Source organism: Saccharospirillum sp., assembly GCF_039982735.1.
Taxonomy (GTDB): Bacteria; Pseudomonadota; Gammaproteobacteria; order Pseudomonadales; family Natronospirillaceae; genus Saccharospirillum.
In genome coordinates, this window is the sequence record NZ_JBDWXV010000008.1 from 192,967 (window position 1) to 208,605 (window position 15,639).

General features: G+C 57.5%; 10 protein-coding genes. 4 read left to right on the forward strand and 6 right to left on the reverse strand.

Translation table 11 applies throughout. The features are described from left to right. Positions 1–131 precede the first annotated feature (131 nt). Positions 132–3,071 carry an insulinase family protein gene (locus ABJT94_RS05540; protein ID WP_348477118.1) on the forward strand — a complete coding sequence of 980 codons (2,940 nt, stop codon included), beginning with the start codon at positions 132–134 and terminating at the stop codon, positions 3,069–3,071. 97 nt (positions 3,072–3,168) lie between these two features. Here the strand turns inward: ABJT94_RS05540 and ABJT94_RS05545 are convergent, their stop codons facing one another. Further along, the gene (locus ABJT94_RS05545; protein ID WP_348477117.1) at positions 3,169–4,170 is read right to left on the reverse strand and encodes an ATP-binding protein; all 1,002 of its coding nucleotides are present in this window, start codon (positions 4,168–4,170) and stop codon (positions 3,169–3,171) included. Positions 4,171–4,420: 250 nt separating this feature from the next. Between ABJT94_RS05545 and deoC the strand changes: the two genes are divergently transcribed. From deoC to ABJT94_RS05560, 3 genes are all read left to right on the forward strand, one after another. Next, a complete protein-coding gene (deoC, locus tag ABJT94_RS05550) occupies positions 4,421–5,197 on the forward strand; it encodes a deoxyribose-phosphate aldolase (RefSeq protein WP_348477115.1) in 777 nt (258 codons plus the stop codon). Position 5,198: 1 nt separating this feature from the next. Then, complete coding sequence (gene deoA / locus ABJT94_RS05555; protein WP_348477113.1) at positions 5,199–6,527, forward strand: thymidine phosphorylase; 1,329 nt, start codon at positions 5,199–5,201, stop codon at positions 6,525–6,527. 76 nt (positions 6,528–6,603) lie between these two features. Then, a complete protein-coding gene (locus ABJT94_RS05560) occupies positions 6,604–7,845 on the forward strand; it encodes a phosphopentomutase (RefSeq protein WP_348477111.1) in 1,242 nt (413 codons plus the stop codon). Positions 7,846–8,050: 205 nt separating this feature from the next. Here ABJT94_RS05560 and rlmB read toward each other — a convergent pair whose 3' ends face one another. From rlmB to hflC, 5 genes are all read right to left on the reverse strand, one after another. Continuing rightward, positions 8,051–8,812 carry a 23S rRNA (guanosine(2251)-2'-O)-methyltransferase RlmB gene (gene rlmB / locus ABJT94_RS05565; protein WP_348477109.1) on the reverse strand — a complete coding sequence of 254 codons (762 nt, stop codon included), beginning with the start codon at positions 8,810–8,812 and terminating at the stop codon, positions 8,051–8,053. 82 nt (positions 8,813–8,894) lie between these two features. Continuing rightward, entirely contained in the window at positions 8,895–11,300 is a 2,406-nt protein-coding gene (rnr, locus tag ABJT94_RS05570; protein ID WP_348477272.1) for a ribonuclease R, read from the reverse strand. A gap of 652 nt (positions 11,301–11,952) precedes the next feature. Beyond that, positions 11,953–13,248, reverse strand: a complete 1,296-nt coding sequence (locus tag ABJT94_RS05575; RefSeq protein ID WP_348477108.1) for an adenylosuccinate synthase — start codon at positions 13,246–13,248, stop codon at positions 11,953–11,955. A 49-nt stretch (positions 13,249–13,297) separates the two neighbouring features. Next, complete coding sequence (locus tag ABJT94_RS05580; protein ID WP_348477107.1) at positions 13,298–14,479, reverse strand: ATP phosphoribosyltransferase regulatory subunit; 1,182 nt, start codon at positions 14,477–14,479, stop codon at positions 13,298–13,300. A gap of 213 nt (positions 14,480–14,692) precedes the next feature. Further along, positions 14,693–15,634 (reverse strand): protease modulator HflC, encoded by a 942-nt coding sequence (hflC, locus tag ABJT94_RS05585; protein ID WP_348477106.1) that lies wholly within the window; start codon positions 15,632–15,634, stop codon positions 14,693–14,695. Between the last annotated feature and the right edge of the window lie 5 nt (positions 15,635–15,639).

The following is a 15,639-nucleotide window of genomic DNA, read 5'->3' on the forward strand; positions in this document are numbered from 1 at the left end:
TCCCTGTCTTCACAGACTCCGCTGCCGGCGCTGACCGGTTTACCGTGGAATCTGAGCCTCATTTGAGTCCGGGCCGGTATCGCCATGCTATCCCATAGCCGGTTCACTATGCATCGTATCAGGAGCGCAGTATGAAACGTGGTGTTCTCATCGCCATCACCACCGGGGTCATCGTTGCCCTGGCCAGCGCAGGTCTGGTTGTAACCAGTGCCTCGAACCCCGGGGCGGAGAATCCGTCAAATATCATCGTCAGTGAACGGGAAGACCGGGTATTCCATCAGTATGAGCTCGAAAACGGACTCAAGGTGGTACTGGTATCCGATGAAGACGCCGAGGTTGCCGCAGCCGCACTGAACGTCAGCGTTGGCTCCTGGAGCAACCCGGCCGACTTGCCAGGTCTGGCGCATTTTCTCGAACACATGTTGTTTCTGGGTACCGAAAAGTACCCGAATGCCGATGAGTACCATCAGTTTATCGAACAAAACGGCGGCAACAACAATGCCTATACCGCCGATGAGAACACCCTCTACTACTTTGATATCGACGCCGAGCACCTTGAACCGGCACTGGACCGGCTGGCGCAGTTTTTCATCGCTCCCCTGTTCGATGCCAGCTACATTGAACGCGAAATCAACGCGGTGCAATCTGAGTTTACCGCCAGCTTGCAAGACGATAACCGGCGCCGTGAAGACGCCGTGCGCGAACTGATCAACCCCGAGCATCCGGCCGCCAACCTCGCCATCGGCAATGCCCAAACCCTCGATAACGACCAACTGCGCGAACGGATGCAGGCATTCTATCGTGAGCATTATGTTGCAAACCGCCTGTCGCTGGCCGTGGTTGGCCCTCAGGATATAGAGACACTGAAAGAGTGGGTCGATTCTCGCTTCAATCAGATACGCTCGGTCTCCTCCGAGCCGCTGCAGCTAGAAGTCCCCCAGTTCAGCACCAGCCAGCTGCCCATGCTGATCGAGGTAGAGCCGCGTCGTGAAAGCAGACTGCTCCAGTTCCGCTTCCCGGTCCCTGCAACCGTGGCCGAGCTCGACACCAAGCCTTACACCTACCTGGCGAGTCTGCTCGACCACCAGGGGCCTGGCACCCTGTTTGAAGCGCTGAAGGAGCGAGGTTGGGCAGACGGAATTTCGGCCCGTGCACCCGGCACCAGCCGCAATTCGGATACATTCAGCATCGCCTTGCAACTGACCCCTGAAGGCATGACCAACTGGCAAAGCGTGGCGACAATGATGTTCAGCTACCTGCAAACCATTGAGCAGGAGGGCTTGAACGAGTGGCGCTATGAAGAACTGCAGACCATCAACGAGATCAACTTCGAATTCGCGGAGCAGGTATCCCCCACCGCCACCGCGCAGCATCTGGCAACCCGGCTGATGCACTACCCGGCCGATCAGTTACTGGTAGGCCCGTATCGGCTGGCACAATTCGATGCCGAAGCCATTCAGCGCTGGTTGTCCTATCTGCAACCGGACAACGCCCTGGTCGTATTGATGGCACCGGACGTGGAGACAGACACCGTCAGCGAATGGTACGAAACCCCCTACAAAGCAACTCCGCTGTCGGGCTCGGTGGTCGCCGGATGGCGTGCGCCCGAGCAAGACAACAACCTGACGCTGCCTGAGGAAAATCTGTTCATACCGGAAGACCTGACCGTGCTGCCATTTGCCGGACGCCAGAGCGACCTGATCCACAACACGCCCCTGATCATTGAACAGGCGCCGGGCTTATCCGTTTGGTTTGAACAGGATGAATCCTTCAGAACGCCGAAGCTTGATATCACGGTCATGATGGAATCACCCGAAGCCAATGCCAGCGCCCGCAGCGCCATTGCAACGCAGTTACTCATCGACCTGGTTGACGACGGGATGACCGATTTCCGCTATGACGCGGGCCGGGCAGGCTCCGGTTATGGCCTGTCATCGTCGAAGCGTGGTCTGCAGATTCGGCTCTATGGCTACAGCGACCGGTTGCACGTATTGCTCGACACCCTGCTGGTGGAACTGACTGATCCTGGCGTCAGTCAGCCCCGGTTTGAACAGCTAAAATCCGATCTCCAGCGCCGACTGCGCAATACTCGCGAAGATCCGGTCCTGAACCAGATGGTGCGACGCCTGAACACGGCGCTGATCCGTGATTCCAGAACACCCGAAGCCCTGCTTGAAGCGCTTGAAGACCTGACGCTCGACGACGTGCTCGCGCACCGCGATACGCTGCTGAACAATCAGGCCATGACGATGCTGATTCACGGCAACCAGACCGAAGACGGTGCCCTGCAACTGGCCAATCGCATCAGCGCGATGATCCCGCCCAGTGCCGGTAACGACCCGGTAAGAGTCGACGTTGCCGCCCTGCCCAGCCGGCGTTACCGCCACGAAATGTCCATCGATCACAACGACAGTGCCCTGCTCGGCTACTACCAGGGTCAGGACAGCAGCCTGCGCGAGCGCGCTCTTTTTACCTTGCTGGGCCGCACCATGAGCGCTTCCTATTTTGCAGAAATGCGCACCGAGGAACAGCTGGGCTACATCGTTTTCAGCCAGAATTTCATGGCCGAAGATCTGCCTGGCCTGATCGTCTACATTCAATCACCCGACACCGACCCGGCCTTGTTGCAGCTGTTTTCAGACCGTTTCATGAACCGGTATCTGCAACAACTGCGCAGCCTCGACAGCGATGAGTTCAACCGTTACAAGGCAGGCCTGATCAACGATCTGACCACACCGGAGCAGAACCTCTATGAGCTTAGCCAGACTTACTGGCAGGCCATTATGGACGGGAATCCGAACTTCAATACGCGCCGGCGTCTCGCGTCGGCTGTTGAAGCAATCAGTCTCGATGGCTTTACCCGTTTCTTTGAAAACCAGATGCTCAGAGACGACGCAAAACGCCTGGTTTTGCATCAGGTCGGCCGGGGCATGGAAGAAGCCTACACAGAAAACGGGACTAACCTGGTGGGTTTTTACACGGCCGACAATGTACAAACCATTCAGGAAGCCAGCCGCTGGATTACACCAACTTTTAATAACCTGCCCGAGCGTTTGGATCCTGTCCAATAACGAGTGGCTGGCCTGGTTTTGTGCCGGGGGGCCAGGGTTGGCCACCCGGTTTCTTAATCAAATCTGCCCGGTATCCGGGCAGGACGCAAAGCTGGCCTTAACTGACCAGATCAGTCTCTTGCCAGCTATTCTGTCTGCGCGGCAACACCACCAACACTTCGGTCCCTTTTTCACCATCCAGCACATCCAGATTGCCACCCAGCATTTGTGCCAGCCGGCGCGCCACGACCAGCGACAAACCAGGCCCGACGTCGCGCCCCTCATCAATGACGCTGGTGTAATGGGTAAGCACATTGCTGAGCTGTTCCGCTCCAAGATGGCGACCTTCAGCGCTGACCCGAATGCGCAAGGCCTCGCCAATCTCTGCATCGATGTACCCGATCAGATGAACCTGAACCAGGCCCCCTTCGTTCATTCGCATCAGCGAATACACGACCCGGGTTAACAATGAGTGCAGCCAGTTTACGTCAGACACCAGCGGTAACTGATCTTCCTGATGTTCAAATTTGACCCGGGTCTTGTAGTTTTTCCCGTACCGCTGCCATTCTTCGCAAAACCCTTCCAGTACGGTGAGCAAGTTGATGTTCTCGGCGCGTGGCAATTCCGATTTCAACTCCAGACGAGCCAGCACCTTCAAATCATCCGCATAGCGCTGCATCAGCTCGGATTTTTCGCGAATACGCTCCAGCGCATCGGCCTGACTAGAGGTACATAATGACTGAACCTCGGCCATGGCCGTATTCAGGGCGTTGGCCATGTTCTTTAACGCCAGATCTTTCTCCTGCGCTGATGACAGTACCAGACGCCTCAGTTCGGCGCTTTGCTTGCCTTCATATTCGAATCGTTCGATCCGCAGATGGCTTTCCTGAAGCGTCCGCTTAACCCGGCTAACCTCCCGAAAGGCGTCATCAGCGTGACGCTGGCTACGATTCAGGGCCAGCAGCGACAGGCCCGCTGCCGCCAAGAGCAACCCCACAGGCACAGCTAAAACCGGCAACTCCAGTACCGGCATCGCGAAATACACCAGAGCCGCCAAACTGCCCAGCCACAACACTCCGCTGATGACCCAGAGGGTCGCCACCTGTGACGTTTTATTCACTGCCTTCTCCCAAACCATAACCATTTTAAGTGCCATCCTCGCCAAACCAAGTCGGGGACAGCCATCAGTTGCACGCAGTTTGCCATTAAATTCCGGGTTTGGCAGGTTTCTTAATGGCTCGCGGTTTACAGGCCTGGCCGTATAAATTGCCAATAGCCCGAATCAGGTGCCTGATTATCAACCTCCCTGACGTTGTTTTTGACGGATATTGGGCATAAACTTATTAAAAACTGACCACTTGGACAATAAAATGAATCCGTTACAGCGTGACGCTAAAACTGCGCTCGGGTTGATGGACCTCACCAGCCTGAACGACGACGATACCGATGCCCGCATCGAAGCCCTTTGCAAGCAAGCCAATACCCCCGTGGGTTCGCCAGCGGCTGTGTGCGTGTACCCGGCTTTTATAGCCACAGCGCGTAAAACCCTGGCCGCAGAAGGGCTGAAAGACGTTCTGATTGCCACCGTTACCAACTTTCCGGATGGCAGCGACGACATCGAGCGCGCCGTCTCAGAAACCCGTGCTGCCGTGGCAGCGGGGGCTCACGAAGTCGATGTGGTACTGCCTTACCGCTCGCTAATGGCTGGCAACAGCGAGGTTGCTCACGATTTGGTCGCCGCCTGCAAGGCGGCTTGCGGCGCCGGTTCTCTGCTTAAAGTCATCATCGAGAGTGGCGAGTTGAAAGAACCGCACCTCATTCGCCAGGCCAGTGACATCGCCATTGCAGCCGGGGCTGACTTTATTAAAACCAGCACCGGGAAAGTGGCTGTGAATGCCACGCTGGAAGCAGCCGACATCATGCTGCAGGCCATCCGCGACAGCGGCCGCCAGGTCGGTTTCAAGGCCGCCGGCGGAATCAAAACCACTGAAGATGCCCAGGCCTATCTGGCTCTGGCGGCACGCATCATGGGGCCGGGCTGGGTAAGCCCTGCCACCTTCCGTTTTGGTGCCAGCAGCCTGCTGAACAATCTGCTGGAAACACTCGACCAGGCGAGTTCGGGTTCAACCGAACCGGGTGGGTACTAAGATGTATCTGCCTCAGGAACTGATTCGCCGCAAACGCGATGGTGGCGCGCTCAATGACGATGAGATTCGCTGGTTCGTGAGCGGCATCAAGGATTCAAGCATCAGCGAAGGCCAGGTCAGTGCCTTTGCGATGGCGGTCTACTTCAATGGACTGACGCTCGATGAACGCGTCGCGCTGACGCTCGCCATGCGCGATTCCGGCGATGTCATGCACTGGCCAGACCTGAACGGCCCGGTACTCGACAAACACAGCACCGGTGGCGTCGGTGACCTGGTCAGCCTGATGCTTGGTCCCATGGTCTCTGCCTGCGGTGGCTATGTACCGATGATTTCCGGCCGGGGCCTCGGCCACACCGGCGGCACGCTCGACAAATTCGAATCCATACCCGGCTACAACACCTACCCCGACAACGACCTCTTTGATCGCGCCGTGCGTGAAGCCGGCGTCGCCATTATCGGCCAAACCGGCAACCTGGCACCCGCTGACAAGCGCTTCTATGGCATTCGGGACGTCACCGGCACGGTGGAAAGCATAGATCTGATCACCGCTTCCATCCTGTCGAAAAAGCTCGCCGAAGGGCTGGATGCGCTGGTGATGGACGTTAAAGTTGGCAGTGGTGCCTTTATGCCTACTCCGGAAAAAAGCCGGGCTCTGGCTGAAAGCATCGTACGTGTGGCAAACGGCGCAGGTGTGAAAACGACGGCCTTGCTGACCGATATGAACCAGGTTCTGGCGCTGTCGGCCGGTAATGCGGTGGAAATGTCAGAGGCAGTGGCGTACCTTCGCGGTGACCATCGCGATCCGGTAGTCCACGAGGTCACCATGGCCCTGTGTGCAGAGATGCTGGTATCCGGCCAACTGGCTGACAGCATCGAGGCCGCTCGCCGTCAGTTGCAGTTGGTGCTGGACTCCGGTGCAGCGCTTGAAGCATTTCAACGGATGGTAACGCTGCTCGGCGGTCCGTCCGACTTTACCGACCGGCCCGATGACTTTTTACCCAAAGCCCCCATTATTCAACCAGTCATCGCCACAAGGGATGGCATCGTACAACCCTTGCAGGTGCGCGATATTGGCCTGGCGGTGGTTGCGATGGGTGGCGGACGAACCCGCGCCGATCAGAAGATCGACGCCGCCGTTGGTCTGACCGACATTGTTCGGCCAGGCGTGACGGTTCGCGCCGGTGATGTGCTGGCCATGGCTCATGTTCGCAGCGAAGCGCAACTGGCCGACACCCGGCAACGGTTAACCCAGGCCATACCAATCGCCGAGCAGGCCGTAGCGGCTCAACCGGTGGTACACGACCGGATAGGCCCGGAAGATTTGGATTAACAGGGCCGGTTTCACGCAGCAAACCGACCTGACAGACCATCACAGGGCTTTGTCGCACAAAGCCCGGGAGGAAGACATGGGACGCGCTATCGTACTGGTACTGGATTCATTCGGCATTGGCGCCAGCGCCGACGCCGACCGCTTCGGCGACACCGGAGCCAACACCCTGGGCCACATCGCCCAGTGGTGCGCGCAAGGCAAGGCTGACAAGGGCCGCTCCGGCAAGCTGACCCTGCCCAACCTGACCCGACTGGGCCTGGTCAACGCCGCCACCGAAAGCAGCCAGGGCGCCGTGCCTGAAGGCATGACGCTTGCAGCCGAAACAGTCGGCAGCTACGGCTACGCCCGCGAACTGTCGAGCGGCAAAGACACACCCAGCGGCCACTGGGAAATTGCTGGCGTGCCGGTGCTCTATGACTGGGGCTATTTCAGCGAGCTGGAAAATTCCTTCCCACAGTCGTTACTGGATACTCTGATCGAACGCTGCGACCTGCCCGGCGTACTTGGCAATTGCCACGCCTCTGGAACCGAGATTCTGAAAAAACTGGGCGAAGAACACTGCAAAACCGGTAAGCCCATTGTTTACACCTCCGCCGACAGTGTGTTTCAGATTGCCTGTCACGAAGAGACCTTTGGTCTGGATCGTTTGTACGAGGTGTGTGAAGTCGCCCGCGAACTGGTCGACGAATACAACATTGGCCGGGTCATCGCCCGCCCCTTCATCGGCGACAGCGCCGACACCTTCCAGCGCACCGGCAACCGACATGACCTGGCGGTCGAGCCACCGGCACCGACCGTGCTGAAAAAACTGGCGGAAGAAGGCGGCGAAGTAATTTCCATCGGCAAGATCGCTGACATTTACGCCAATGTAGGTATCACCCAGAAATTCAAAGCCACCGGCCTACCGGCCCTGGTCGATGAAACGCTGACGCAAATGAGCAAAGCCGACGATCGCAGTCTGATATTCACCAACCTGGTGGATTTCGATTCATCCTACGGCCACCGCCGGGATGTTGCCGGCTACGCCGCCGCCCTGGAATACTTCGACTCGCGCCTGCCCGAAATTCTCGACCAGATGCAGGACGATGACATCCTGATCATGACCGCTGATCACGGCTGCGACCCGACCTGGCCAGGCACTGACCACACTCGCGAGCACATCCCGGTGCTGGTGTACGGAAAAACCCTGAAACCCGTCAATCTGGGCGAGCGGGAAACCTTTGCCGACATTGGCCAGACGTTGGCGGAGTTTTTCAAGGTAGGACGGATGGATTACGGCACCAGTTTTCTGAAATCGTTGACTGGGCAGGCTGCCTGACGGCGGTCGATTTCATTACTCCGGCTACGGAGTTTGATCTTGTTGTATTGCCAGGAGTCCGTATCAGCCACCGGTCACACCCCTCCGGGGTCGGCGTGAACCCATCTATGGGGCCTAGATCGCAGCATCCATGCTGCGAACTACCCCGGAGGGGTATGACCGGCACCTGATACTTAGCTTTATACGAATTCCAAAACTTGAGCGACTAGCCCAACCTCTGACGAACAGCTTCAAACAGACAAACGCCAGCGGCGACACTGACGTTCAGGCTACTCACCTGGCCAGCCATGGGCAGCTTGAACAGTCCATCGCATGTATCGCGGGTCAGACGACGTAACCCGGCGCTTTCAGCCCCCATCACTATGGCCACTGATCCGGTTAGGTCCGTTTGATAAATCGATGCTTCAGCTTCTCCTGCCGTGCCATAAACCCAAACTCCCTGCTGCTTAAGAGCCTCCAGCGTTCGCGCCAGGTTGGTCACAACGACGAACGGCACGGTATCCGCTGCGCCGCTGGCGATCTTGACGGCTGTGGGTGTGAGGCTAGCGGATTTATCCTTTGGTACGATGATGGCATCAGCCCCGGCGGCATCGCAGCTGCGCAAGCAAGCGCCGATGTTGTGCGGGTCGGTCACGCCGTCGAGTACCAGTAGTAAGGCTGGGCGGTCCAGACTGGCTACCAGTGATTCCAGATCACCTTCATCCAGCACCGGCGCAGCCAGCGTTTGCACCAGAACACCTTGATGGCGAGCGTCCTGCATCTCGTTACGGTTAAGCAGGCGGTCGAATTCCTCTCTCGCTAGCCAGCGAAAGCGAGCACCCTGGCCCTTGGCCAGATCCAGCAGGCGTTGAATACGCTGGTCTTGGCGACCTTTCAGAAACACGATTTCCCGCACCCGGTCCGGGTGTTGCTCCAGGGCACTCTGGCAGGCATGAATGCCATATACCCAGGACGTTGCGTCACTCATGGTTATTCTTCCCGAAAATCAAACTAACCCAGAAACAGGAAAGCCCGGCGAATCGCCAGGCTTTCCAGACCAAACAACCGTGTTACTCGCTGCTTTTGCGACGACGCGGACGCGACTTGCGCTTACCGCCCGACTTGGCCGACTTCTTACCTTTTTTGGCGTCGTCACCGGCTCCGGTTTTCTGATCCGGCCGTGCCTTGGCTTTCGAGCCTTTGGCAGAACCGGGACGGGACGGTTTCTGGACCCAGTCGCCCGACAATTCAAAGTCGATCTTGCGGTCATCGAGATCAACCCGCATGACTTTAACCTGCAACCGGTCGCCCAGGCCGTAACTGACCCGGGTGCGTTCGCCCACCAGGCAATGCGCCACTTCGTTAAACTGGTAGTAATCGCTGGCCAGTGAACTGATGTGCACCAAGCCATCGACATAGACTTCATCCAGCTGAACAAACAAGCCAAAGTTGGTGACGGACGATACCGTCCCCATAAACTCGTCGCCCACATGGTCTTTCATGTATTCGCACTTGAGCCAGGCCACCACATCCCAGGTTGCCTCGTCGGCACGGCGTTCGGTCAGTGAGCAGTGTTCACCCAACTCGACCATGGCCTGCAAATCGTAGGGATAAATGTCTTTCTGGTTCAGTTTGGACGCACCCTTTACCCGGCGCACCAGAGGGGTACGCTTCCCGGACCGGATAACACTGCGAATCGCCCGATGCGTGAGCAGGTCCGGATAGCGGCGAATCGGCGAGGTAAAGTGAGTATAGGCATCAAACGCAAGGCCGAAGTGGCCCAGGTTATCCGGCTGATACACCGCCTGATTCATCGACCGCAACAACATGGTCTGAATGAGCTGGAAATCTTCCCGGCCTTTCAACTGGTTCAACAACATCTGGTAATCTTTGGCGTGGGGTTTCTCCCCGCCTTTCAGGTCCAACCCCAGTTGACCCAGATACTTGCGCAGGTTTTCCAGACGCTCCGGCGACGGCGTGTCGTGCACCCGATACAACGCCGGAATCTCGAGTTCCTGCATGAAATCCGCCGCACATACGTTGGCGATCAGCATGCACTCTTCGATCAGACGGTGTGCGTCATTACGCTCACTCGGCACAATGCGTTCGATCTTGCGATCGGCATCGAACACTATTTTGGTTTCGACCGTTTCAAAGTCGATCGCACCGCGCTTGCGGCGCTGGAAGCGAAAAATCTTGTACAGCTCGCGCAAAGTAGTGAGGTTTTTCAACACCGCCTCACCGTATTCCTGCAGCATGGTTTCACGCGCCTCGGCGGCGGTTTCCGGCTCCAGCAGTGGCGCGACCTTGTTGTAAGTCAGGCGGGCATGGGAATTGATGAGGCCTTCCATGAAGCGGTAGCTGTCGATGTTCCCGGTAGCCGACACGGTGATTTCACAGACCAGCGTCAGACGATCAACATTGGGGTTCAGTGAACACAAACCGTTCGACAAAATCTCCGGCAGCATCGGGATCACACGTTCAGGGAAATACACCGAGGTCGAGCGTTTGCGAGCTTCGTCATCCAGTGGCGAGCGAATGGCGACGTAGTTGGAGACATCGGCAATGGCAACGAATAAGCGCCAGCCACCACCACGCACCGACTCGGCAAGTACCGCGTCGTCAAAATCACGGGCGGTTTCGTCATCGATGGTGACGAACGCCTTGTCGCGCAGGTCGATTCGATTGCTCTTGTGCGCTTCATCAACCTGATCGCTCATGCCCTCTATGTGGTCCAGCACTTCACGTGGCCATTCGTGCGGTATATCGTGGGTACGCAGGGCAATATCGATTTCCATGCCCGGTGCCATGTGCTCGCCCAGAACCTGTGAAACACGGCCGACCGGCTGACGCCGGAACTGGGGCTGTTCGAGCACGTCGACCACAACGATGTCGCCGGGCTGGGCATCACCTTCATTGCCGGCCGGGATCAGCACATCAATGCTGACGCGGCGGTTCTCCGGTTCAACCCGGCCTATGCCACCGTCGTTGAAATACCGGCCCACGATTTCCCGGGTATTGTGCTCAAGCACTTCGGTAATAATGGCTTCAACACGACCACGGTGGTCGGTACCGCCCTTGCGGACGAGCACGACGTCGCCATCGAAGCAGCAACGCATCTGGCGGTGGTTCAGTACGTAGTCTTTGCCACCCTGGTCGTGGATCAGAAAGCCAAAGCCATCGGGGTGGCCCTGGACGCGCCCTTTCACCAGATCCATCTTGTCGATCAGGCCAAAGGCGCCTTTGCGCGAGCACAGCAACTGGCCATCGCGGACCATGGCAATCAGACGACGACGCAGTGCTTCAATATCGCGTTCGTCGTCGGCCAGTCCCAGCTCATCGCACAGTTCGGGGTGTGTCGCGGGGCCCTGGCGATTTTCCAGGTGCTCCAGAATAAATTCCCGACTGGGAATGGGGTTTTCGTATTTCTCAGCTTCCCGTTCAAGATTCGGGTCAGCGGGTTTCCGTCGGCTGATAGGTCGTAATCCTTGTTGATTAAAATTTGATCATATAATGCCTGTGTCAACCTCGGGTTTATGGGGCCGTTTAATAGGCCAATAGGCTATGGTTGACTAATGCGCGCACAGTATAACGCATTGTTGGGTATCTGAATAAGTTTGTCTGCAGACGGCTGTAACGGCATGGCTACGGGCAATTAAGAGAGGTTGACTTGGGTTCTGTGGCAATCGTCCGCGGTAGATACCGGTGATGCCTACGCGGGGTCGGCGTGAATCCTTCCGTGGAGCCTAGACCGCAGCATCCCTGCTGCGGACTACCCCGCGTAGGCAACACCGGCACCCACCGCTCGCTATGTGCAAAATCCGAAGCTCAACTGACTGAATAAAGTTTCGGCGGACCAACGAAACGGTGCGTGGCTGGCTGTTTCAAGGCATGGGTATAGCCAAAATTGGGGAGGTGCGAGACCTAATTGCCTGACTGGGGGAGGCATCTGGATTTAGACTTCAAGATTGCACTGTGTAAGCAGCAGATGTCGGTGATGCCTCTTCGGGGGAGTCCGCAGCATGGATGCTGCGGCCTAGGCTCCATGGACGGATTCACGCCGACCCCGCAGAGGCATCACCGGTAACCGCTGCGGACCAAAGCCATTGAACCAGCCCGCAGTTGGGTTTACTGAATATCGAACGAGTGGCGAAGTACGATGGTTTCAATTCGGTCCGGGCCGGTTGAAACGATATCGATGGGCGCGCCGATGGCTTTTTCCAGGTAGGCGATGTAATCCCGGGCACGCTGTGGCAGCTGACTCAGGTCACTGGCGCCTACGGTGGATTCGTCCCAGCCTGGCAGCTCTTCGTAGACCGGGGTTACCCGGGCAAAGGCTTCTGCAGACTCCGGCCATTCCACATCGTTGCCAGCTTCGTCACGGTAGCCCACGCATACCTTGACGGTTTTCAAGCCGTCCAGGACATCCAGCTTGGTCAGGCAGATGGCGTTGATGCTGTTGATGCGAATGCTGTGCTTGACCAACACGGCATCGAACCAGCCGCAGCGCCGTGCACGGCCTGTGGTCGTACCGAATTCATTGCCTTTCTTGGCCAGGTATTTGCCATCGTCGTCGAACAGTTCCGTCGGGAACGGGCCCGAGCCAACACGGGTGGTGTAAGCTTTGGTGATACCCATGATCTGGTCGAGATACAGGGGACCCACGCCCGAGCCAGTGGCAACGCCGCCCGCCGTGGTGTTGGAGGACGTCACGTATGGATAGGTGCCGTGGTCGATATCCAGCAGTGAACCCTGAGCGCCTTCGAACATGATGTCGCCACCCTGCTCACGAATGCTGTGAATCAGGCCGACCGAATTGACGGTGATGTCGCGAATGCTCTGTGCCTGTTCAATCACTTCGGCCAGGGTTTGGTCGACGTCGATGGCTTCTACACCATAGTAGTTGGCCAGCACAAAGTTGTGATAATCCATCAACTCACGCACCTTGTCGGCAAAGCCGGGCTGGAATACGTCACCCAGGCGAACGCCACGACGGCTGACCTTGTCTTCATAGGCTGGGCCGATGCCACGGCCCGTAGTGCCGATTTTCGCTTCACCACGACGGCTTTCACGAGCCTGGTCCAGGGCAATGTGTACCGGCAAAATTAATGGGCAGCCGTGACTGACGCGCAGTCGCTCGCGTACCGGAACGCCGCGCTCTTCGAGCATGGCCATTTCCTTCAGCAGCGCCTCAATGGAGAGCACCACACCATTGCCGATGATGCAGTTGACGCCCTGGCGCAAAATGCCCGACGGAATCAGGTGCAAGGCGGTTTTAACACCGTCGATCACCAGGGTATGGCCAGCATTGTGCCCGCCCTGAAAGCGCACCACAGCCGACGCTTTTTCCGTCAGCAGGTCGACGATCTTACCTTTGCCTTCGTCACCCCACTGGGTGCCGAGTACGACAACATTCTTACCCATCGTTTTTTGCCTGTAGTTGATAAAATGGTTGGTTAATCGGTTAGCTGACTCAGACTAACGGCTTTATCTGCCACTCGCCCTGTTCCAGCACGAGCTCCCGGTCACAGCCCAGCTCTTCCGGGACGACCTGATCGGTAAAAACCTGAATCACTCGCTCGCCTGAGGCACGCAACTGGCTGATCCGTTCAATCAGTACCGGGTCGGAGACGGCTGGTGCCCGAATCCCCGCGGCTTCTTTCCAGCGGCCGCGCGTCTGGCTGGCCAGAATTTTTAAATCGCTGGAGAAGCCCGTCGCCGGACGCGCCCGGCCGAATACCTTGCCGGTCGAGTCGTAGCGACCACCCTTCGCAACAGCCTGGCCAAAACCGGGAACAAAAGCCGAAAACACCAGGCCGGTGTGGTAATTGAAATCCCGCAGCTCGGCCAGATCCAGGTGAATTTGCTGCTCAGGAAAGCGGGCTTTCAAGGCCTCGGCGATGCGGGTCAGCGTGTCCAGCGCTGTTAGCACGCCTTCGGGCGCACCGGCAAAGCGCTCCGGCCAGCCTGCCAGTTTGTCCATTGAACCGGCGCATTTCGGCAGCAGGGCAAACCAGCGTTTGAAATCATCGTTCAGCGGTGCGGTTTCGAGCCAGGTATTCAGTTCTGGCAGCGAACGGTGGCGCAACAGCCGGAACAGCTGGGTGGCGTTGTCGCCCTCCAGCCCAGACGCCTCGATCAGCGCCTGGTAAATACCGATGTGACCCAGGTCAAGCGTTACATTGACCAGGCCGGCCCGGGCCAGCGAGGTGAGCATCAGCGAAACAATCTCAATGTCACTGTCGATGCCGGAATACCCATAAAGCTCAGCGCCAATTTGAATGGGGCTGCGCGATGACAACAGGTGAGTGGCCTTAGTGTGCAACACATTGCTCGAATAACAGTAACGGGCCACACCAGCACGCGGCAGACTGTGGGCATCCATACGCGCCACCTGCTGGGTATTGTCGGCACTCAGCCCCATCAGCCGGCCACTGGTCTGGTCGGTGATCTTGTAGGTCAGCAAGTCCAGGTCATGGCCCACCCCGGTGAGCAGCGACTCCAGGTATTCGGCGCTCGGCGGAATAACCAGATCATAGCCCCAGGTACGGTACTCATCGAGTAAAAGTCGGCGCAAGGCCTCAATTCGTGCGGCTTCCGGCGGCAAGACTTCTTCAATACCGTCGGGCAACAGCCAGCGTTCTGCTATGGTCATGCCGGAACACGTTCCCATTCAGTCAATCAGGGTTTTACCGGGCGCTGCTATCACATCCAGGGCCCAACTTTTGTCGGACCGGGTGACCATTTGCCAACGCCAGGCACAAAAAAACCGGGCACATGGCCCGGTTAACGGATTCTACACTTGCAATGGCTGGCCCCCAACCCTTTTTTGAACTATTTCAAAGAGTGGGCGCCGTTAGCCTCGCAATTACTCATCCGTGGTCGGAACGCCGCCCTTCGATTGCAGGTAGCGGAAGAAATCGTTGTCCGGCTCCAGCAAAAGAATGTCGCCACCACTGCCAAAGCTATCTTCATAAGCGCGCAGGCTACGGTAAAAACCGTAGAATTCCGAATTGGCTGAATAGGCGGTTGAGTAGATGCGTGATGCTTCAGCATCGCCTTCACCCCGAATCTGTTCAGCTTCACGGAACGCATTGGCGGTGATTACTGTTTCCTGGCGGTCTGCAGAGGCCCGTATTTCTTCAGCCTCCCGCTCACCGTTAGAACGGAACAAACGGGCTTCCTGCTCTCGATCCGAGCGCATCCGGCTGAAAACGTCGGCCGATACTTCCTGCGGCAGGTCGATGGCCTTAACCCGAATATCAATAACCCGGATACCCAATCCACTGCGAGCAAAGCTGTCGACATCGGCCGTCACTTCCCGCAGCAGCCGATCGCGCTCACCTTCATCTTCAATTTCAGTGCCGGTCGACAGCGGTTCATCTTCTGCCCGTCCGGATACCACCTCGCGCAGGGTGCGTCGGCCAAAGGCGTCACGCAGGGCAGAGTTGATGCGGTTGGCCAGAATGGTGTTGGCGCGGAAGAAATCGCCACCACTGGTGGCGGTGTAAAATTCGCGCACGTCGTCAATTTGCCATTGAACGTAAGCGTCGACTTCCAGGCCCTTTTGCTCACTGGTGATGAACCGTTCGGAATCACTGTCGAGCGTGATAATCCGACGCTCAAATTTGCGAACCACCTCAATGAACGGCACCTTGAAATTTAAGCCAGGTGCAACGTCTGCGGCTACGACTTCACCAAACCGGAGTTTGATGGCGCGTTCTTTCTCAGACACCACGTAGACGCTTTGCAGGCCTACAAAGACAACCAGAGCGAGCGCGGCGAGTAGAACTAGATTACGAGTACTCATGTTTC